The sequence below is a fragment of the Stenotrophomonas sp. STEN021 genome (assembly GCF_056760175.1).
This window is the reverse complement of sequence record NZ_JBRREH010000092.1, coordinates 1-19,462: the sequence shown is the minus strand read 5'-3', so window position 1 is coordinate 19,462 and position 19,462 is coordinate 1. Positions and strand designations below refer to the sequence as shown.

The window sequence follows — 19,462 nt, the reverse complement described above, 5'->3', positions numbered from 1 at the left end:
AACCCGTCGAAAAGCGTCAGAAACGGCGCAAAATCGATCATATCGAGGTCGACTTGGCGCCTTGACGCTGAAATCCAAGTATCAGAGCGCTTTGATCAGACCTTCCCTAAGGGAGCAGCATCTCACAGCAACGAAAGAGAAGATCAGCCGGTCCTTGGTAGCCAAAGATCAGGACTACAACCACTAACTCAACTCATTCGGCTGCGCAGTGTGGCCAAAAGTAATATCGAATAAGCCCGAGAGGCGTCGAGCTCCAAAAGTGGGCAGGAACCATGCAGAAACGTAAGAACGCCTGTGACAACGCACTTAGACCAGTGCCCCCTCGCGACCCGAAGCGGACATCTGCATGTCGTCTATTGGCGCGAGCATGGAGCGATAACCGAGGCTACCGCTGGGTCCGATTATAGGCTGGCTTGTTAGCCGGACCCGGCTGACCTAAGATCGAGTTGTATCAAGTGGGAAAACCTGCCTGCGGCGCTTTTTGAGTAAGCCGTATAACCGGCCCTAGAGTCCGTCTATTAGGTACTTGGGCATCACGACAGGAGTCATGCAATGCCACAGATCTCGCTAACGGACTTTGTTGACGTTGTATCAAAAGCTGGACGCCCCAAAGCCACTAAAGTGCGCCAGGTTAAAGAGCGCCCCGAGTATGAGCCGGCGTTCGACTTCTACAAGGCTCTTAGAGAACACGTTGTTGAGAATCACCGTAAAAATGGTGGAAAAGCAGCGGTGTCGGATGTCATGAAATCCATGACAGACTCGAAGAAGATCAAGAACTATCCTGAACTTCTGGATGCATATAAGAAATGGTGGGGGCGCAAGGACGTGACTTGGTTCAATCCGCCACGCGACGTCTACTCCGCCGGAGGCTTCGACATCATCTTGAACCCCGAGCTTGGCTTGGTGGTGAATGGCGAGCGACACATCATCAAGATGTACTTAAAGAGCGACGCTTTGACCACGTTCAAAACAGAATTAATCATTGACTTGCTAGAACACCAGCTTCGCCAGAAAGCAATGCCAACGGATAACTTTTCCGTACTTGATGTCCGTCGATCAAAGTTGTTCTCGAGTGGCCCGCATACTCCAGCGTCACTCTCAATCGTCAATGCTGAGATCGCTTACATATCAAGCATTTGGCAGCAGTGAGCGCCCTAAAAATTCATTCAAATCGACACAGCTTCGCGGCGCTGATTGAATTGCCAAAGATGCTATAGACAAACGAACGACAGCTTTTGGCCACTTGGCCTCATGCAACCCAGAGTGGATAACGGCTGTCTAAAATTACTGCACGATTCACTCTGGATCACCAATTAAAAACAAAAAAGGGGGAAGCTAGTGGGTCTTTTTGATAAAGGCGTGGATCCCGCGATTTATGAGAAATTTGCAGCCAATGTTGAAGCTAGGCTGGGGGAGCTTGACCGCAGGATCACCGCTACGGCCAATGAGTCTGCCGCAGAAGCTCAAAATTTGGTTGAGGGACTTAAGCAGCAAAAGCAATATATTGACTCGCTAGCAAATGAAATGAAGTCAGCTCTCGATGAAATAGATATTGCAAAGATAGAGGTTAATAAAAAATCCCAGGAAGTCACCAATCTTCAAGATGATTTTATTTCAAACGCTACGCTTCTCAAATCCACGTCATTAAACGCCCAAGAAATATTTGACAAGCTTCAGTCAGCAAATCAGTCAACGACGGGGATTGTGGACAATGTTCAGTCTAGCTTGGAAAGGGCCAACAGCCTTTTGGCTCAGTCTGAAGTGATTCCTGAAAAGCTTGAGACGCTTTCAAAGCAAATGGCAGATGCAAACGCACAGAGTGAAAACATAAAGAGTTTATTGAGCCACTCCCTCAAAAGAAAGGGGGATATTGACGATGTTCACAAATCCATCTTTGGCCATGAGATCAGCGATGAAGATGGGAGCTCTGAGCGAGTTGACGGGCTTTATGATGAACTGAAGAATAGCTTCGATGGATTCAGTAAAAAAATTGATAGTCTCGACACTGCGGTTAATCAGGCAATCGATTCAGTCGAGACTGAACAGAATGAAGCTCGGGAAGGACAAAAGAAGGTCTTCGAGCAGCTGATTACAGAAAGCAAGGCTAAGTTCGGTGAAGTTTCTAGCGAACTAAAATCCCTCATGCCAGGCGCATTGGCTGCAGGCTTGAGTGCTGCTTATGAAGAGAAGAAAGATGAGGAGGCCCAATTTCTCTCGTCCCATGAAAAGAGCTTTCGACAAGCCGTTGCTGGATTGGTCGCCATTTCTTTCATTCCATTTGCTGTGGATGTTTATCAATTGTCTGTTGGGGCAGCCTTAGCTGACGTGCTAAAAGACACCCCACGACTGGTTATATCAATCCTTCCGTTATATTTTCCTATCCTCTGGCTTGCGTATTCTTCCAACAAAAGATTGAACCTATCCAAGAGGCTAATTGAGGAGTACACGCACAAATCCGTGCTCGGAAAGACATTCTCTGGGCTTTCCAATCAGATCGACTCCCTTCCGCATGAGGGCGCTGTCAAGGACGACCTCCGCACACGACTACTTTTCAATGTTCTTCAAGTTAGCTCGGAGAATCCTGGAAAGCTCATTACCGACTACAACAAGACAGACCACCCCCTTATGGACGTCCTGGAAAAGAGCGCCAAGCTATCCGAATCAGTTGACGCTCTTTCCAAGATACCGGGTCTTTCCGCACTAACTAAACGGTTGGTAAGTAAGCGAGAAACGTTGCTTAGAGATCAGGCTGTAAAAATCGAGAATGGATTATCTGTTAGCGACGAAGATGAGGGTAAGGCGACGGACGCCACGCCATGATTTATTACATGATTCCTCATTGGCCGGCGGATAGCTCGATTGGAACGTGTACGGGTTCGAGCACATCATAGATTTTATAACTCGCAAGGTCCGACGGCCTTGGCAAGGCTTTACCAGCCGTTGCAATTTTCGCAGCATTGGCAAGAGCCCGTTGGAACCATGCGAGTGACCTGTATTTCGGACACCTAATAGTTCCTTCAAGCCGAACCCGCTCCGCGGGTCGACTTAATCCCGGAGTTGAACGTCTGCTCCTGCCCAATAGCAGCCGACTATCAACAGCAGAAAGGTCAACACTTGCTGGCATTTGCTATTAACTCGATGGCAGCCTGCACCGAATCCCTGACAAAGGTCACGTCCGCCATTGAATGCCCCAGACGATGCGATGACAATCGAACACGGACGAGAGCTGCTCGCGCAAGCCAAGGCGCGTCTTCGCGCCTGCCATGGCCTGGCTTTCTTCAACGCGGCCTTCGAGATGTTGCGACGCTTACCTGACGACGGCGAAGATTGGTACCTACGCAAACCGCACGTATGGCTACTCATCGCCAAGTGGGGGCTTGCCAGCTGGCGGCCTAACGATGAGCGTCCCCTGCCGACCGGCGACGACATCAACTTCGTTGGCCAGTCAATTTGGGATGCCATGGCCGCCCTCAACATGCCCGGTGCGGGGGAGGCGATTTTTTCGAGGCGATTGTTCCTTCAGCAGATCTGGTTTCAGCGTCACTTCGATCCGGGGTCTCTCGCCCGTCAACATCGCATTTTGGGCGAGATGCTGGCCAACTCAGCCATTTCGGCACGCTTTGTTGAACGCCACCGGCTAACGCCGGCGCAGTTCCTGCGCCAGCTAGGCTACCTTGCCGCCGACATCGGCGATGATCTTCAAATCCCGGAGCTATCGCAACAGCGGCCGGCAGGCCTTCGCGACCCGCAGCACTGGGAAATGATCTGTCGACACTTCAGCCGGCCGGTGCCCGACCTGCACCGCATCGCGCTCGAGGCCGAACAACGAAATACGCCGCCAGAGGTGGAGGTGTGCGAACAGTCACCCTTAATCGCTACTCCGTTCCTACTCACCCAGCAAGGGCCGCTGTGCATCCACCACAAACTGCTATTCCAGACATTGGGCACCGCAGTGTTCGATTTGGCGCGCGCCCTTGGAGCGCGTGCCTTCATGAATGAGTTTGGGCCTGCGTTTGAGAACTACGTGGCCGAAGTACTCGAAGAATTGGCGGCACCGGTGATCCGCGAGAGGGAGCTCAAAGAGCGTCTGCAGGGCGAGGGCAACGTGGTCGACTTTGCATTGCCTGCGGATAGCGCCTTGGTGTTCCTCGACGCTAAGGGCATCGAAGGCCACTACGAGGAGCTCTACCACAATCTGCCGGCTGTGCTGGCCGAACGGATGAAATCGTCGTTGCTGCGCGCCGTCGATCAGGCAGTGAACAGCGCCTCACGGCTTCCCGAGGACCTGCGCCGAAATGAGGTCTACTTTGTGTGCGTGACCTTTAAGCAACTGCTAGTTACCGACGGAGTGGCCTTGCGCGAACTGGTCGCCGGCACCGCCGATGGAATAGGTCATGCACGTTGGGATTCGGTGCGTCTTGCGCCGGGGCATATGCTGTTCGTGAGCATCTCCGAACTGGAGCAGTTGGTGTCCTTGGCTATGGCGCGCGGCGTGCCCCTGCGTCAGATCGTGCGCGAGATCACCACGGCCAATGGCATTCGAGGCCAGCGCAAGGCCCTTGCTGAGCAGCACGTGATGGTACAGCAAGTGAATTTGCGTGCTCCGCGCACCCTGCAGCTGGCGGCGGAGCGGATGCGTGCCTAGGCCTGAGGGTACTTCGAGTGGTCAGTAAATCAGCAGGACCTTGTTCGTGTAGCGCTCGCCGATACTAAAGCTCTATGGGACTTGGCTCGTCCGCTTCCGACCGAAAGCGGCCGAGGGAGCACAAGGAAGCTACCGCCAAGAGCATCAAGAATAGAGCGATTCTTTTGTTCCACTAACCACCACTCAATCACAGCCCACCAAACCGCCTCCGATACTCCCCAGGCGACAACCCCACAATCCGACTGAACACCTTCCGGAACGAGCCTGGGTCGCTGTACCCCACGTCCCAGGCAATCCGCTCCAGCGGCACGTTACTGGTCTGCAGCATCTCTCGTGCGCGGGCCACGCGTACACGTTGGCAGTATTCGGTGGCGGTCATGCCGGTGGCTTTCTGGAAGCGGCGCAGGAAGGTGCGCTCTTCCAGCCCTGCGCGCTGTGCGAGCTCGGCGGAGGCGACCTGTTTGGCATGGGTGCCGTGAAGCCATTGCTGCACGGCCAACACTGCGGCGTCGCCGTGCGTCAGGCGTGGCGAGAAACTGCTGTAGTAGCGCTGTTGGCGGCCGGGTGGATCGATCAACAGCGTGCGTGCGAAATCCAGCATCACCGCGGCGCCGAGATAGCGGTCCACCAGCCGCAGGCCGAGGTCGGTCCAGGCCATGGCGCCGCCTGCGCTGAAGATGTCGCCGCCGTCGATGAGCATCTGGTCCACGTCCAGCGTCACGTCCGGAAAGCGCGCGGCCAGCAGTTCGGCATATTGCCAGTTGGTGGTGATGGTGCGGCCGGCCAGGCGCCCGGTTTCGGCCAGCAGGAATGCGCCGGCACAGACCGATGCGAGCGTGGTGCCGTCGTCGTGCAAAGCGCACAGCCAGCCCAGGTAGGGCGCGGCGGCTTCGGTGGAAATCGGCGGCTGCATGCTGGGCGGTAGGATCATTACCTGCGGTGTTCCGCTTGGCGACTGGCTTGAGCTGTAGACGGCTTGCGGCGCTTGGCCGGGCGCTTCGATACGCCAATGCGTGACCTGCAGTTCGGGAGCGATGGGTGCTGCGCGTTCGCTGGCGAGCCGGCCGGCCAGGGCGAACAGGTCGGTCAGGCCGAGCACCGCCGCCAGCTGCGCGCCGGGATACAGCAGGATTCCCACTTGGATGTGACCGTCGGTGCGCATCTGTCGGTACAGCCCTCAAGAATGTCGGTAGCGCCTCTTCGTGGTGACAGGCCGGTCGCGGAGACTTCTCCCACACCCTTCAACCACCCATCAGGGAGCCGTACATGAGCAAGCGCGCCATTATCGTCGTCGATCTTCAGAATGAATACCTCGCCACCGGCAAGCTGCCTTTGGCTGGCATTGATGCCGCCACCGCCAATGCGGTACGCGTGATTGCCGATGCGCGGGCCAAGGGCGTGCCGGTGCTGCATGTCCGCCATGAATCCGCCAGCAGTGATGCGCCGATCTTCGTGCCGGGCTCGGACGGGGTGCGGATCATGGCCGCTGCCGCGCCATTGGCGATGAACCGGTGATCGTCAAGAACCACGTCAATTCGTTCCGCGATACCGATCTGAAGCAGCAGCTTGAGGCGCGCGGGATCGAGGACGTAGTGGTGGTTGGTGCGATGAGCCATATGTGCGTGGATGCGGTGGTGCGCGCGTCCACCGACATGGGCTATGCGGTCACCGTGCTGCACGACGCCTGCGCCACGCGTGACCTGGCGTTCAATGGGGTTGTGGTGCCGGCTGCGCAGGTGCACGCGGCGATGATGGCGTCGTTTGAGTTCGGGTATGGGCGGGTTGTTGCTACGGATGCGTATCTGGCGGGGTGATCGCGCGGGGTGGTTCTGGCGATGGCTTTCAACTGGGCGTGTCTGGTACAACGCGGCACGGCGTTGCGGAGCAACGCTGGCCCGAACTACTGGACTTAACTCAATGCGATTCAAACCATCTCACCTGGCTGCCCTTCTTCTGCTGGGCGTTGCTGCGCCGGCTTTTGCCCAGACGACCATCTGCAAGATCGAGGGTGATTCGATTGGCCCGGAATTGATCTCCTGGGACACCAAGACGCAGCGGGCGCAGGTGAAGCTGCTGGGCGAGGACTTGCAGGGGAAGATGACCTGGAAGCGGAAGCATGATGATCTTGGTGACAAGGTCAATCTGAGCTTTACGCCTGCTGATCCGCTGTTTGGGGATGAGTATGAGTTTGTGGTGTTCCCTACCGAGAGTGGGCATCGGGTGATGGGGGTTGGGTACAAGTACTACAACGGGGTTAAGTATTTGAATATCAGCCAGGGGAACTATGTGGCTGTTTGTAGTTCGATGTAGGTCTGAAGCTGGTTGTTTGGTTTTGTGGGAGATGCGTTAGCTGCGGAGCTTGGGGTGCTTGATCTGTTGGGTTACTGCGTAGAGCACCCCTCCCCAACCCTCCCCTGCGCTGCGCGCAAGGGAGGGGGCTGAAGCTGGCTTCGATTTTGGCTGCTGCTTTGCTGGTTAGCTCTTCTTTTGTGGGAGCTGCGTTAGCTGCGAAGCTTGGGATGCTTGATCTGCTGGATTGCTGCGAAGAGCACCCCTCCCCGGCCCTCCCCTGCGCTTTGCGCAAGGGAGGGGGCTGAGCTGGCTTCGCTTTTTGCTGCTGCTTTGCTGGTTGGCTCTTTTTTGTGGGAGCTGCGTCAGCTGCGAAGCTTGGGATGCTTGATCTGCTGGATTGCTGCTAAGAGCACCCCTCCCCAACCCTCCCCTGCGCTGCGCGCAAGGGAGGGGGTTGAGCTGGCTTCGCTTGTTTCCTTGCTCGTTCCTTACGCGCTTCTTCTGCTTGCTTGTTTGCGCTTGCTTGCTGCGTTAGCACAGCATGGTTACGGAATGGCGAAGGCTGTACGCGTTCCATCGAACGTGATGCATTGCTGCCAGCATTCGCATCCTCTCGGTTATGCTACGGCACCACTCCGGCAAGGACGTACCGTGACCATTGGCGAATACACGCAGGTTTATCGTGGCAAGAAAGTCGTTGACTTCAAGATGGGTGGCTCAGCCGTAGCCGGCGATGTCGCTTACCGCTTGATGCAGGAATACGACAGCGACGAGAGCCAGGAAGAACTGCTGGCCAACTTCTTCGAGCAGGTTGATCCGAAGTCGATTGAAGTGCTGGTCATCGGCGCATGGGATGAGGCTTCGAGTGACGGCCCGCAGGGCCTGATCGATGGGCTGATTGCGCGCCGCGCCGAGCTGGGCAACCTGAAGGCGCTGTTCGTGGGCGACATGACCTACGAAGACTGCGAGATGTCGTGGATCAACCAGATCTCCTACAACCCGCTGCTGGAGGCCTTCCCGGGCCTGGAGTCGCTGCGTATCCGTGGCACCTCCGAACTTGAACTGCAGCCCTTCACGCATGCGTCGCTGCAGGAACTGGCGATCGAGAGCGGTGGCCTGCCGAACGAGATCGTCATTGCCATCGCCAACTCCACGCTGCCGGCCCTGCGCCATCTTGAGCTGTGGCTTGGCGACGATGGTTATGGCTTCGATGGCGATGTGGCGGTCTACCAGCGCCTGTTGTTGGCGATCGGGCCGGAGCGCCTGCAATACCTGGGCCTGCGCAACGCCATGATCAGCGACGAGCTGGCGGTGTGGCTGGCCGGTGAGCCGTGGCTGGGCACGCTGCAGACGCTGGACCTGTCGCTGGGCACCATCGGCGACGTCGGCGCGCAGGCGCTGTGCGAGAGTCCGAACCTGGGCAGCCTGCAGCGCATCGACCTGAGCCACCACTACATTTCCGCAGCCTGGCAGCAGAAGCTGCAGGCGCTGCCGTGCACGGTGGTGCTGGACGATCCGGAAGAAGAAGACGACGGCGACCGCTACGTGGCGGTGTCCGAGTAAGGCGAAGATGGCCAATTGGCTGTTGATCGGCCCGCGCTGCAGCCGCCGTATCGGGTGGCTGCAGCGTGCCCTGCACGATCAGGGCGCGCCTGCCGCGCATGTGTTCGATTACGAAACCCTGCTCGCCGAGCCTGCGCGCCTGCTTGAGGCATTCGCGCAGGCGCCCGGCGCCATCGTCAAGCTGGAGTCACCCGGCGAAGCGCCCGCGCTGCACCAGGCCTTGGTGCTGCGTGGCTGGAAGTTGTACGGCGCCGCCGGCGATGCGCCCTTGCCTGCCGCGCATGGCGAGCTGGCGCATCAGCAGTTCTGGTATGCCGGTTTTGCCGATGTGCTGGCGTCGCTTCCAGCGGGACCGCGTTACCTCAATGCACCGGCCGATCTGGCCTGCATGTCGGACAAGCTCCGCTGCCAGCAGGTGCTGGCCGATGCAGGCGTGGCGGTACCGCCCTTGTTCGGTGCAATCAGCGGCTACGAGGATCTGTGCGCGCGGCTGCGCGATGCAGCCTGCGAGCGCGTCTTCATCAAGGCCCGCTACGGTTCGTCCGGCGCGGGCGTGCTGGCCTACGCGCGCAACCGCGATGGGCGCGAGGTGGCCTATGGTTCGGCGGAACTGGTGGAGCAGGACGGCCGCTGGCGGGTGTTCAATTCGCTGCGGCAGCGTCGTTACGACCGGCACGGCGATATAGCGCGATTGGTGGACCTGCTGGCCGAGCAAGGCGCCTACATCGAGCGCTGGATTCCCAAGCCGACCGTGCCGGGCAGCGATGGCCGCCGCTATGACGTGCGCGTGGTCGCACTCGATGGCCAGCCACGGCAGCGGGTGGCGCGGATGAGCGCGGACGCATTGACCAACCTGCACCTGGGCAATGCGCGTACGCAGCTGGAAGCACTGCTGGATGCTGACGCCATCACCCATCTGCAAGCTGCCACGGTGAACGCCGCGGCTGCATTCCCCGCCAGCCGCATGATCGGCTTCGACCTGATCGTGCGCGGCACGCGCAGTTGGGTACTGGAAGCCAATGGCTTCGGCGACCTGCTGCTGGACCTGCGCCATGCCGGGCGCACTACCTACGAAGACCAGGCGCTGTTGGCGCCTGCGCGTTCTGCCATCAACGAGTACGCCCATGCTTGAGATCCGCTTGCCCGATATGCACCGCATCGTCGGCAGCCATGACGTGGTGATGATCACCCTGGACGCCCTGCGCTTCGATGCGGCCCAACGCTGCTTCGAGCGCGGCGAGCTGCAGGTGCTTGCGCCGCACCTGCCGGCCGATGGCTGGGAGCTGCGGCATACGCCGGGCAGCTTCACCTATGCGGCTCACTCGGCGTTCTTTGCCGGCTTCCTGCCCACGCCTGCGCGGCCGGGGCCGCATCCGCGCCTGTTCGCGCTGGAGTTTGAAGGCAGCGAGACCATCGTGCCGGAGACCTTTGTGTTCTCCGGCCGTGCCGATATCGTCGGCGGCTTCCGTGACCAGGGCTACCGCAGCATCTGCATTGGCGGCGTTGGCTTCTTCAACCGCCGCAATGCACTGGGTTCACAACTGCCGGGCCTGTTCGAGGAAAGCCATTGGCAGCCCGAGCTCGGCGTAACCGCAGTCGACTCCACCGAGCGTCAGGTAGCACTGGCCTGCGAGCGCCTGCAGGCAGCGGGCGACCAGCGCTGCTTCCTCTTCATCAATGTCTCGGCCATCCACCAGCCGAACCGGCATTACCTGCCTGGCTGCGACGCGGATGGACTGGACAGCCACTGCGCCGCATTGCGCTACGTTGATGGCGAGTTGGCGGCTCTGTTCGCGGCCTTGCGCGCGCGTGGGCCGGCCTTCGTGATCCTCTGTTCCGACCATGGCACCGCTTACGGTGAGGATGGCTTCCACGGCCACCGCCTCGCCCACGAGACGGTGATGAACGTCCCCTATGCGCATTTTGTGTTGAGCCCATGACCGCCCATCGTTTGTCAGAGCTGCTGCGGCTCGAGCCCTACCAGGCCTATTCCTACTCCTACCCGCACAAGTCCGCGTACCGGCCGATCACCCAGCCGCCGCTGCTTGCCGATGCCTGGGCGAGTGAGCCGCGTGATGCGCTGTTCCTGTACCTGCACGTGCCGTTCTGCAGCTACCGCTGCGGCTTCTGCAATCTGTTCGCAATGGCGCGGCCGGCACCGGCGCAGGTGGAAGCCTATCTGGCGCAGATGGAGAAGCAGTTGCGGGTAACCGCCGACGCCTTGGGCGAGCACCGCTTCGTGCGCTTCGCGCTGGGCGGCGGCACGCCTACCTATCTGGATGCGCCGCAGCTGCAGCGGCTGTTCGACTTCGTGCAACGCCACGCCAACATCGACCTGCATTCGATTCCTGCGGGCATCGAGGTGTCGCCGGAAACCGTGGACGCGGCGAAGATGAAGATCTGCCGCGACGCCGGCATCGACCGCGTCAGCATGGGCATCCAGAGCTTCAGCGATGCGGAAGTGCGCTCGCTGGTGCGGCCGCAGCAACGCGCGGTGGTCGAGGAAGCCATCGCGCAGATTCGTGCAGCGGGCATTCCAACGCTCAACCTGGACCTGATCTACGGCATCGCCGGGCAGACCGTGGCCAGCTTCCTGACCTCGATCGACAGCGCCCTCGCCTTCCAGCCGGAAGAGCTTTACCTCTACCCGCTGTACGTGCGCCCACATACCGGGCTGGACCGCATCGGTGCGAAGGAAGGCGGCAAGCGCTCTTTCGTCATTCATCCCGAGTCGGTGGACAACCGCCTGGCGCTGTATGAAGCCGGCCGCGAGCGTCTGCTGGCCACAGGCTATGAGCAGGTATCGATGCGCATGTTCCGCGCGGCCAACGCGCCGGATTCCGGTGGACCGGCGTACTGCTGCCAGAGCGACGGCATGGTTGGCATCGGCTGCGGCGCCCGCTCGTATACCAGCGGCCTGCACTACTCCAGCGAGTACGGCGTCAGCCGCCGCTCGGTGGCGGATATTCTTGCGCACTACCTGGAACGCGATGAGGCCTCCTTCGCCCGCATCGACTACGGCGTGCGGCTGGATGAGGACGAGCGTCGTCGCCGCTTCGTCATCCAGTCACTGCTGGCGCAGCCGGGCCTGGATCTTGCGCAGTACCGTGAGCGATTCGGCACGGAGTGCTTCGACGACCTGCCGCAGCTGGATGAGTTGTTCGAGCAGGGTTTGGCCACGCGCGAAAATGCGCTGGTTGCCTTGAACGACACAGGTCTTGCCCGCGCCGACACCATCGGTCCGTGGCTGATCTCCGCTGGCGTGGCCGAACGCATGCACGACTACCAGTTGGATTGAGCCGCGCATGCATCTTTCCATCCTCTATCGCGGCCGGCTGAGCAGTTGCAACTACGACTGCCCGTACTGCCCCTTCGCCAAGACCTACGACACCCGCGCCGCCCTGCGTCGCGACGCCGAGGACCTTGCACGCTTCGTCGCCTGGGCGGAACGGCAGACGATGGCGTTGTCGGTGCTGTTCACGCCATGGGGCGAGGGATTGGTGCGCCGCCACTACCGCGACGCGATGGTGCAGCTGAGTCATATGCCGCATGTCCGCCGCGTGGTGATTCAGACCAACCTGTGCATAGGCACGCGCTGGCTGGACGAGGTCAATCTCGACAGCTTCGCGCTGTGGTGCACCTACCACCCGGGGCAGGTAACCCGCGCCGCCTTCCTCGCCCGCTGCAACGAACTGGCACGACGTGGCGTGCGTTACACCGTTGGCATGGTGGCGATGCGTGAGCATCTGGAAGAGATCCAACTATTGCGCGGCGAACTGCCGGACGAGGTGCCGATGTGGATCAACGCCTACGACGAGCGGCCGGCCGGTTATTACAGCGATGCCGAGATCCAGCAGCTGCAGAGCGTGGACCCGCACTTCCTGTTCAACCTCGAACCCTCGGCCAGCCTCGGCGCGCCCTGCTTCACCGGCGAGAACGTGGTGTCGGTGGATGGCGACGGCAACGTCAAGCGTTGCCACTTCGTCGCCGAGCCGCTGGGAAATCTGTACGACGGCAGCTTTGCGGCCCAACTGCGTCCACGCGGCTGCCCGAATCAGCGTTGTGATTGCTATATCGGTTATGCGCACCGCAAGGATCTGCCGTTCCAGCGGGATTATCCGGCGGGTGTGCTGGAGCGGTTTCGAGCATAAAGGCAAAGCCGGTCACGTTGGATGTCTGTTGGTGACGCACTTTTGTAGGAGCGGCGTCAGCCGCGAAGCTGGCATGGCATGAGCTGATGGTTTGCTGCCAAGAGCACCCCTCCCCAACCCTCCCCTGCGCTGCGCGCAAGGGAGGGGGTTTAAGGCTTGCTTCGCTTTGGCTGATGGAAACCTGCGGTCGCACTTGCCGCCATCAGGGTTTCAACAACACCTTGCCCTTGCGTCCGGGCAACAAGCTGGCCGTCACCGCCTCGGTAACATCACCTAGCCCGTAGATCGCCTGCACCGGCAGTTCCAACTCACCACTCAGCACACGTTGCAGCAGCTCGCCTACCAGTCGACGCTTGTTCTCCACCGACATCTGCTGGCTGACCTTGCTGCCCCAGAAACCCTTCACCGTGGCCTGTTTGAAGATCAGGTCGCCGGAGGGAATCTGCATGGCTTCGCCGGCCATGGTGCCGAACGAAACCAACGTGCCGTTGTCGCCGAGCAGTGACACCAGGTCCGCGCTGGCCTGGCCGCCGATGGAATCGACGGCTGCGTGTGCGAGCGTGTCGCCGAGCAATGCCTGCGCGCGCGTCTTCCAATCCGGCTTGGTGGTGGACAGCACATTGTTGATGCCGAGTGCCTTGAGTTCATCGACACCTGCATCACGACGCACGAGTCCGAGCACATGCACACCGCGTGCAGCGGCGAGCATGGCCAGGGTCTTGCCGACCGCGCCGTTGGCGGTGTTCTGCACGATCCATTGGCCGGGTTCGGCCTGCAGGAACTCCAACAACATCAATGCGCTCAGCGGCATGGCGATCAGCTGCGCGGCGGCTTCATCGGCGATGCCGTTCGGCACTGGAATGACCATGCGCGCGGGTGCGATGAAGTATTCGGCCCAGGTGCCGTGCACCGAGGCGACCATGACGCGCTGGCCGATGGTGATGCCTTCGACGCCCTCGCCCAGTGCTTCGATGATGCCTACTGCTTCGCTGCCGCCGATGGCCGGTAAGGTGGGCTTGTAACCGTACTTGCCGCGCACGGTCCACAGGTCGTGGTTGTGGATGGGCGCAAGCAGGGTCTTGATCCGTACTTCGCCGGGGCCAGGCTGCGGGATGGGGCTGTCGCCCAGGGTCAGCACTTCGGCCGGTTCACCGAAGGTGGTGTGGATGGCGCTGCGCATGTCTTTTCTCCTGTTGCTGGAGGAATCGCCGTAGTCAGAGCTCCGGCATAGATCTTTTGTAGGAGCGGCGTGAGCCGCGAAGCACGTACATCTTCAGATGGCACGATGCCATTCGCTTAAGCAGCGTCGGCTTCGCGGCTTACGCCGCTCCTACAAGTGTTCGTCAGCGCTGCGCACTGACCACCTGCCGTTGATTCGTGAATCAGGCTGCGGTTACGTGCAGGCGAACATCCACATTGCCGCGAGTGGCGTTGGAGTACGGGCAGATTTTGTGCGCGGCTTCGACCAAGCGCTGGGCGTCGGCTTGTTCCAGGCCCTTCACTTCAACGTGCAGGTCGATATCCAGTGCGTAGCCGCCTTCGGCGGTCTGGCCGATGCCGACTTCCACCGAGGTGGCGGTGCCCGCCGGCTGCACCTGCAGCTGCTTGGCGGCGACCGGCAAGGCGTTGTCGAAGCAAGCGGCGTAGCCGAGCGCAAACAACTGCTCGGGATTGGTGCCAGCCTTGTTGGAACCCGGCAGTGCCAGGTCGAAGCCGAGGCTGCCGTCGTCCAATGCGGTGCGGCCGGCGCGGCCACCGGTGGCGGTGGCGCGGGTTTTGTAGAAGATCTTCATTGCCGGTTCCTTGTAAGGGTGCGTTGGGTAAGTCTGTGGAATGCAGATTCGGGAGCGTTGTTGATTACGTGTTTCCCGGGTGCGCTTCGCTTACCCGGGCTACGCGGCTCAGGTCAGTTGTGCGAGCAAGGCCTTGGCTACGGCTTCGGAGCTGGCCGGGTTCTGGCCGGTAACGAGGTGGCCATCGCTCAGTACGTACGGCGCCCAATCCGGGCCCTTGCTGTAGTTGCCGCCGAGGCGGGTGAACTCGTCTTCGATCAGGAACGGCACCACGGCGCTCAGGCCGACGGCGTCTTCTTCGCTGTTGGAGAAGCCGGTGACCTTGCGGCCTGCCACCAGCGGCTTGCCATCGGCGGCGCGCGCGGCGATCAGTGCGCCGGGTGCGTGGCAGACCAGGCCCAGCGGTTTGTTGGCACGGTCGAAGGTTTCGATCAGGGCGATGGAGTCGGCATCGCGGGCCAGGTCCCACAGCGGGCCGTGGCCGCCGGGGTAGAACACCGCGTCGAACTTGCTGGCGTCGATCTGCTTCAACGGCAGTGTTGTGACCAGCTGCTGCTGGGCATCGCGGTCACTGCGGAAACGGTCGGTGGCGGGAGTCTGTGCATCGGGCTCATCGCTGCGCGGGTCCAGCGGCGGTTGCCCGCCAGCCGGCGATGCGAGGGTGATGGTGGCGCCGGCATCCTTGAACACGTAATACGGGGCGGCGAACTCCTCCAGCCAGAAGCCGGTCTTGTGCCCGGTGTCGCCGAGCTGGTCGTGCGAGGTCAGTACGAACAGAACATTCATGGCAGTGCCTTCAATGGGTGGGGGTGGAACGTGCGACGGCGTGGCCGCACAACAAGCAGGTGTTCAGTGGCTTCGCGTGCCTGTTGCAGTGGCAGGCGGTCCTGGCTGAGCTTGGACAGCAGGGCCGCACCCAACCACATCTGGTACAGCACGCGGGCGACATCCAGTGCGGGCTTGCCGTTCGGCAGCGAGCCGTCGGCGCGGCCTTCTTCGACCAGGGCGGCAATGCGCTGCAGCAGACGCTGCACGCCCTGGTCGAGCACGCGGCGCATGTCCTCGGAAAGGTCGGACACCTCGGCGGCCAGCTTCACCACCAGGCACTCCTCGGCCCAACCCTGCGCCGGATCGGCCGGATCACGCGCCCAGGCGTCCCAGTAGCGCATCAGCCGTTCGCGACCGCTGCCGGGTTCGGCCAGCAGTTGTTCGAGCTTGCAGCCGTAGCCGTCTACGTACTGTTGCAGCAGCTCGCAGCCGAACACTTCCTTTGACGCGAAGTAGTGATAGAACGAGCCCTTGGGCACGGCGCAGGCCTTGAGGATTTCCTGCAGGCCGAGGGCGGCGAAGCCCTTCTGCAGGACCAGCCGATAGCCGGTGTCCAGGATGTGCTGGCGGGTGGCTTGGGCTTTGGGGGAGAGGTTCATGGGATGGAGTTTACTCAGAATAGACCGGTCGTCTATTAACCAGCGATTACTGGCAGTCGGTGGCTGGGCGCCGAGCAAAGATGGGACACGGGCGCTTGCCGCCCTTCTCTCGCTTGCGGGGTTAAGAACAGGCGTTTACGGGCCGTAGGCACGTGACTGTTCGTACGCCCCGCGTGCTACGCGGGGCCGGGGCGCGGAGCGAGGTGCCCCGCAGGGGCGGATGAGGGGAGCTTTGGCTTCATCGCTGAAAGCCAAGCACGGATGTTTACCCGCAGATCAATGATTGCTGCTTCGCTCTGCCCTCTCCCCAACCCCTCTCCCGCAAAGGGAGAGGGGCTTTAGGCGTCGCGGTCTCCTGGGGAAGCGCCAACTTCGCTCATTTCCTCGCAAGTTCCGCGCATCGCGCGGTTGCGCAAGTTCTGATCCGCCCCCTGCAAGCGCCCCTGTCATGATCCGATATGACCCGAAGGCGCTGGCCCACAAGCTGCCCCAGCAAAGCCCCAGATTTCAAACAAACGATTAAAACACTGCTAATTTCGGCGAACTGGACAGCATTCCCCACTTCCCTCACACTGCCGCCCTTCCCCGCCGACCCTTGGCACATGGCAAAACTGCTGGTCCTTCACGGCCCCAACCTCAACCTGCTGGGCACCCGCGAGCCCGACGTCTACGGCCACACCACCCTGGCCCAGATCGACGCTGCGCTCGCTGCACAGGCACAGGCACAGGGGCACCAGAGCGAACACCTGCAGTCCAACGCCGAGCATGTGCTGGTGGACCGGGTGCAGGCAGCGCGTGCCGATGGAACCGCTTTCATCCTGATCAACCCCGCCGCCTTCACCCATACCTCGGTGGCCCTGCGCGATGCGCTGGCCGCGGTGGCGATTCCGTTCATCGAGATCCACCTGTCCAATCCGCACGCGCGCGAGCCGTTCCGCCAGCACAGCTACCTGAGCGACAAGGCCGTGGGCGTGATCTGCGGCTTTGGCGCCGACAGTTACCGCTATGCGATGGACGCCGCCCTGGCGCGCGTGGGAGCGGCTGCGTGAACACGCTGCCGCGGTTGCTGACGGGTATGGCCGTGGTGTGCCTGCCGCTGGCGGCTGCGCATGCGCAGAACCTGGATCGCGCCGCTGAAGGCATCGACTGCGCGAACGTCACCAGCACGATGGAGAGCGACCTGTGCGCCTCCGATCGCGCCAGCGATGCCGACGCGGTCTTGAACACCACCTACAAGCAGGCCCGCCGCCAGCTGCAGCAGCAGGCCGCCGATGGCAGTTGCTCGCATTGCGGCGCTGCCGAGCAGCAATTGATCGAGGCACAGCGTGCCTGGATCCAGCTGCGCGACAAGGACTGCGACGCGGTCTACGCATTCAACGCCGATGGCACCTCGCGCAACGGCGCGAAGATGCACTGTCTTACCACCCACGCGCAGGACCGTACCCGGCAGCTGCGCGATTTCTACGAACTTTGACCCGGGCGCGCCGCGCCTACTCCTTACTGACTTACTGCAACCAAAGAGGCCCTCATGGATCTGCGCAAAATCAAGAAGCTCATCGACCTGCTGGAAGAGTCGAACCTGGCTGAAATCGAGATCAAGGAAGGCGAAGAATCCGTGCGCCTGTCGCGCAACCCGGTTGGCGGCTACGTCGCTGCACCGGCACCGGTGTATGCCGCTGCCCCGGCAGCTGCCGCCCCGGCCATGCCGATGAGCGGCCCGACCGAAGCCTCCACCGGCGGCACCGCCAAGCCAGGCAATGCCCTGCCGGAAGGCCACGTGCAGCGCGCGCCGATGGTCGGCACCTTCTACGCCTCGTCCTCGCCGGACAAGCCGGCCTTCGTCAGCGTCGGCCAGACCGTCAAGGCCGGTGAAACCCTGGCCATCATCGAAGCGATGAAGATGTTCAACCCGATCGAGGCCGAAGTGTCCGGCACCGTGGTGGCCATCCTCGGCGAGAACGGCAGCCCGGTTGAATTCGACCAGCCGCTGTTCGTGATCGCCTGAGGCGCCGGCCATGCTGGATAAAGTCGTCATTGCCAACCGGGGTGAAATCGCGCTGCGCATCCTGCGCGCGTGCCACACCCTCGGCATCCGTACGGTCGCGGTGCATTCCACCGTTGACCGCAATCTCAAGCACGTGGCCATGGCCGACGAGTCGGTCTGCATTGGTCCGGCACCGTCGTCGGAAAGCTACCTCAATATCCCGGCGCTGATCGCCGCGGCCGAGGTCACCGACGCCCAGGCCATCCACCCGGGTTACGGCTTCCTGTCCGAGAACGCCGACTTCGCCGAGCGCGTGGAGCAGTCCGGTTTCATCTTCATCGGCCCGCGTGCGGAAACCATCCGCCTGATGGGCGACAAGGTCGAAGCCATCCGCGCGATGAAGGCCGCCGGCGTGCCGTGCGTGCCCGGCTCGGGCGGCCCGCTGGGCGAAGACATCGTCACCAACACCAAGATCGCCCGTGAGATCGGTTACCCGGTCATCATCAAGGCCTCCGGTGGCGGTGGCGGCCGCGGCATGCGCGTGGTGCATGCCGAAGGCGCGTTGAAGGCCTCCATCGAAACCACCAAGTCCGAAGCCAAGGCGGCATTCGGCAATGGTGAGGTCTACATGGAGAAGTACCTGGAGAATCCGCGTCATGTGGAAATCCAGGTGCTGGCCGACGGCCAGGGCAACGCCATCCACCTGGGTGAGCGCGACTGCTCGATGCAGCGCCGCCACCAGAAGGTGGTGGAAGAAGCACCGGCACCGGGCATCACCTCCGAACTGCGCGAGCAGATCGGCAAGGTCTGCGTGGAAGCCTGCATCCGCATCGGTTACCGCGGCGCCGGCACCTTCGAATTCCTGTTCGAAGACGGCAAGTTCTACTTCATCGAAATGAACACCCGCGTGCAGGTGGAACATCCGGTGACCGAGATGGTGACCGGCATCGACCTGGTTGCCGAACAGCTGCGCATTGCTTCCGGCCAGAAGCTGACCATCAAGCAGAGCGACGTGGTGCTGCACGGCCACGCGATCGAATGCCGCATCAACGCCGAGGACGCGGAAACCTTCATTCCCAGCCCCGGCCTGATCACCGGCTTCTATCCGCCGGGTGGCCCGGGTGTGCGCGTTGATACGCACATCTACGCCGGCTACAAGGTGCCGCCGAACTACGACTCGATGATCGGCAAGCTGATCGTGCACGGCCCGGACCGCGAAACCGCCATTGCCCGCATGCGGGTGGCGTTGAGCGAGATGGTGGTGGACGGCATCAAGACCAACGTCGCGTTGCAGCAGCGCATCATGCGCGACCAGGGCTTCCAGGCGGGTGGACAGAACATCCACTATCTGGAAAAGCGCCTGGCCGAGCGCAAGACCCGCTCGATCGCGCTGACCTGATCGAAGGCAGCACCGGTAGTGCCGAGCCATGCTCGGCATGAAGGCTCAAGGGCGTTACCCCTCCCCAGCCCTCCCCTTCGCTGCGCGAAAGGGAGGGGGCAGGAATGTAGTGGGGGGGGGGGGGGGGGGGGGGGGGGGGGGGGGGGGGGGGGGGGGGGGGGGGGGGGGGGGGGGGGGGGGGGGGGGGGGGGGGGGGGGGGGGGGGGGG

At 61.5% G+C, this 19,462-nt stretch carries 19 protein-coding genes and 1 pseudogene; 15 read left to right on the top strand and 5 right to left on the bottom strand.

Going from position 1 to position 19,462, the window contains the following annotated elements:
* The 4 genes from ACVOL0_RS17170 to ACVOL0_RS17155 all read left to right on the top strand — a co-directional run.
* The coding region (locus tag ACVOL0_RS17170; RefSeq protein WP_481550110.1) for a hypothetical protein at positions 1 to 234 on the top strand (234 nt) is incomplete at its 5' end.
* 318 nt (positions 235 to 552) lie between these two features.
* The gene (locus ACVOL0_RS17165) at positions 553 to 1,149 is read left to right on the top strand and encodes a hypothetical protein (protein WP_481550109.1); all 597 of its coding nucleotides are present in this window, start codon (positions 553 to 555) and stop codon (positions 1,147 to 1,149) included.
* Positions 1,150 to 1,338: 189 nt separating this feature from the next.
* Complete coding sequence (locus tag ACVOL0_RS17160; RefSeq protein WP_481550108.1) at positions 1,339 to 2,820, top strand: hypothetical protein; 1,482 nt, start codon at positions 1,339 to 1,341, stop codon at positions 2,818 to 2,820.
* Between the two features lie 382 nt (positions 2,821 to 3,202).
* The gene (locus ACVOL0_RS17155) at positions 3,203 to 4,645 is read left to right on the top strand and encodes a hypothetical protein (RefSeq protein ID WP_481550107.1); all 1,443 of its coding nucleotides are present in this window, start codon (positions 3,203 to 3,205) and stop codon (positions 4,643 to 4,645) included.
* A gap of 187 nt (positions 4,646 to 4,832) precedes the next feature.
* Here the strand turns inward: ACVOL0_RS17155 and ACVOL0_RS17150 are convergent, their stop codons facing one another.
* Positions 4,833 to 5,807 (bottom strand): GlxA family transcriptional regulator, encoded by a 975-nt coding sequence (locus ACVOL0_RS17150; RefSeq protein ID WP_481550106.1) that lies wholly within the window; start codon positions 5,805 to 5,807, stop codon positions 4,833 to 4,835.
* Between the two features lie 104 nt (positions 5,808 to 5,911).
* Here ACVOL0_RS17150 and ACVOL0_RS17145 point away from each other — a divergent pair.
* The 7 genes and pseudogenes from ACVOL0_RS17145 to ACVOL0_RS17115 all read left to right on the top strand — a co-directional run bounded on the left by ACVOL0_RS17145 (position 5,912) and on the right by ACVOL0_RS17115 (position 12,651).
* Positions 5,912 to 6,459: pseudogene (locus tag ACVOL0_RS17145) on the top strand (cysteine hydrolase family protein).
* Between the two features lie 103 nt (positions 6,460 to 6,562).
* Positions 6,563 to 6,955, top strand: a complete 393-nt coding sequence (locus ACVOL0_RS17140; protein WP_481550105.1) for a hypothetical protein — start codon at positions 6,563 to 6,565, stop codon at positions 6,953 to 6,955.
* Positions 6,956 to 7,588: 633 nt separating this feature from the next.
* A complete protein-coding gene (locus ACVOL0_RS17135; protein WP_481512379.1) occupies positions 7,589 to 8,500 on the top strand; it encodes an STM4015 family protein in 912 nt (303 codons plus the stop codon).
* 22 nt (positions 8,501 to 8,522) lie between these two features.
* Positions 8,523 to 9,632, top strand: coding sequence for an STM4014 family protein (locus ACVOL0_RS17130; RefSeq protein WP_481550111.1), 1,110 nt, complete (start codon positions 8,523 to 8,525; stop codon positions 9,630 to 9,632).
* Positions 9,625 to 10,440: an STM4013/SEN3800 family hydrolase gene (locus ACVOL0_RS17125; protein WP_481550104.1), complete on the top strand. Its 816-nt coding sequence runs from the start codon at positions 9,625 to 9,627 to the stop codon at positions 10,438 to 10,440. Before ACVOL0_RS17130 ends, ACVOL0_RS17125 begins: the two co-directional genes overlap by 8 nt.
* Complete coding sequence (locus ACVOL0_RS17120; protein WP_481550103.1) at positions 10,437 to 11,798, top strand: STM4012 family radical SAM protein; 1,362 nt, start codon at positions 10,437 to 10,439, stop codon at positions 11,796 to 11,798. The genes ACVOL0_RS17125 and ACVOL0_RS17120 overlap by 4 nt, the downstream gene beginning before the upstream one ends.
* 7 nt (positions 11,799 to 11,805) lie before the next feature.
* Positions 11,806 to 12,651, top strand: a complete 846-nt coding sequence (locus ACVOL0_RS17115) for an STM4011 family radical SAM protein (RefSeq protein ID WP_481550102.1) — start codon at positions 11,806 to 11,808, stop codon at positions 12,649 to 12,651.
* A gap of 202 nt (positions 12,652 to 12,853) precedes the next feature.
* On the opposite strand, the gene ACVOL0_RS17110 is transcribed toward ACVOL0_RS17115, so the two are convergent.
* The 4 genes from ACVOL0_RS17110 to ACVOL0_RS17095 all read right to left on the bottom strand — a co-directional run bounded on the left by ACVOL0_RS17110 (position 12,854) and on the right by ACVOL0_RS17095 (position 15,871).
* Positions 12,854 to 13,831 carry a zinc-binding dehydrogenase gene (locus ACVOL0_RS17110; protein ID WP_481550101.1) on the bottom strand — a complete coding sequence of 326 codons (978 nt, stop codon included), beginning with the start codon at positions 13,829 to 13,831 and terminating at the stop codon, positions 12,854 to 12,856.
* Between the two features lie 202 nt (positions 13,832 to 14,033).
* Positions 14,034 to 14,444 (bottom strand): organic hydroperoxide resistance protein, encoded by a 411-nt coding sequence (locus tag ACVOL0_RS17105; protein ID WP_481550100.1) that lies wholly within the window; start codon positions 14,442 to 14,444, stop codon positions 14,034 to 14,036.
* A gap of 108 nt (positions 14,445 to 14,552) precedes the next feature.
* Entirely contained in the window at positions 14,553 to 15,230 is a 678-nt protein-coding gene (locus tag ACVOL0_RS17100) for a type 1 glutamine amidotransferase domain-containing protein (protein WP_481550099.1), read from the bottom strand.
* Positions 15,227 to 15,871, bottom strand: a complete 645-nt coding sequence (locus ACVOL0_RS17095) for a TetR/AcrR family transcriptional regulator (protein WP_481550098.1) — start codon at positions 15,869 to 15,871, stop codon at positions 15,227 to 15,229. Before ACVOL0_RS17095 ends, ACVOL0_RS17100 begins: the two co-directional genes overlap by 4 nt.
* A 602-nt stretch (positions 15,872 to 16,473) precedes the next feature.
* Here ACVOL0_RS17095 and aroQ point away from each other — a divergent pair.
* Genes aroQ through accC form a run of 4 tightly spaced genes read left to right on the top strand, consistent with a single transcriptional unit; the run spans position 16,474 to position 19,254 of the window.
* Positions 16,474 to 16,920: a type II 3-dehydroquinate dehydratase gene (gene aroQ, locus ACVOL0_RS17090; RefSeq protein WP_481510612.1), complete on the top strand. Its 447-nt coding sequence runs from the start codon at positions 16,474 to 16,476 to the stop codon at positions 16,918 to 16,920.
* The gene (locus tag ACVOL0_RS17085; RefSeq protein ID WP_481550097.1) at positions 16,917 to 17,345 is read left to right on the top strand and encodes a lysozyme inhibitor LprI family protein; all 429 of its coding nucleotides are present in this window, start codon (positions 16,917 to 16,919) and stop codon (positions 17,343 to 17,345) included. The genes aroQ and ACVOL0_RS17085 overlap by 4 nt, the downstream gene beginning before the upstream one ends.
* 54 nt (positions 17,346 to 17,399) lie before the next feature.
* Positions 17,400 to 17,876, top strand: coding sequence for an acetyl-CoA carboxylase biotin carboxyl carrier protein (accB, locus tag ACVOL0_RS17080; protein ID WP_313170818.1), 477 nt, complete (start codon positions 17,400 to 17,402; stop codon positions 17,874 to 17,876).
* Positions 17,877 to 17,886: 10 nt separating this feature from the next.
* Positions 17,887 to 19,254, top strand: coding sequence for an acetyl-CoA carboxylase biotin carboxylase subunit (gene accC, locus ACVOL0_RS17075; protein ID WP_296252012.1), 1,368 nt, complete (start codon positions 17,887 to 17,889; stop codon positions 19,252 to 19,254).
* Positions 19,255 to 19,462 lie beyond the last annotated feature (208 nt).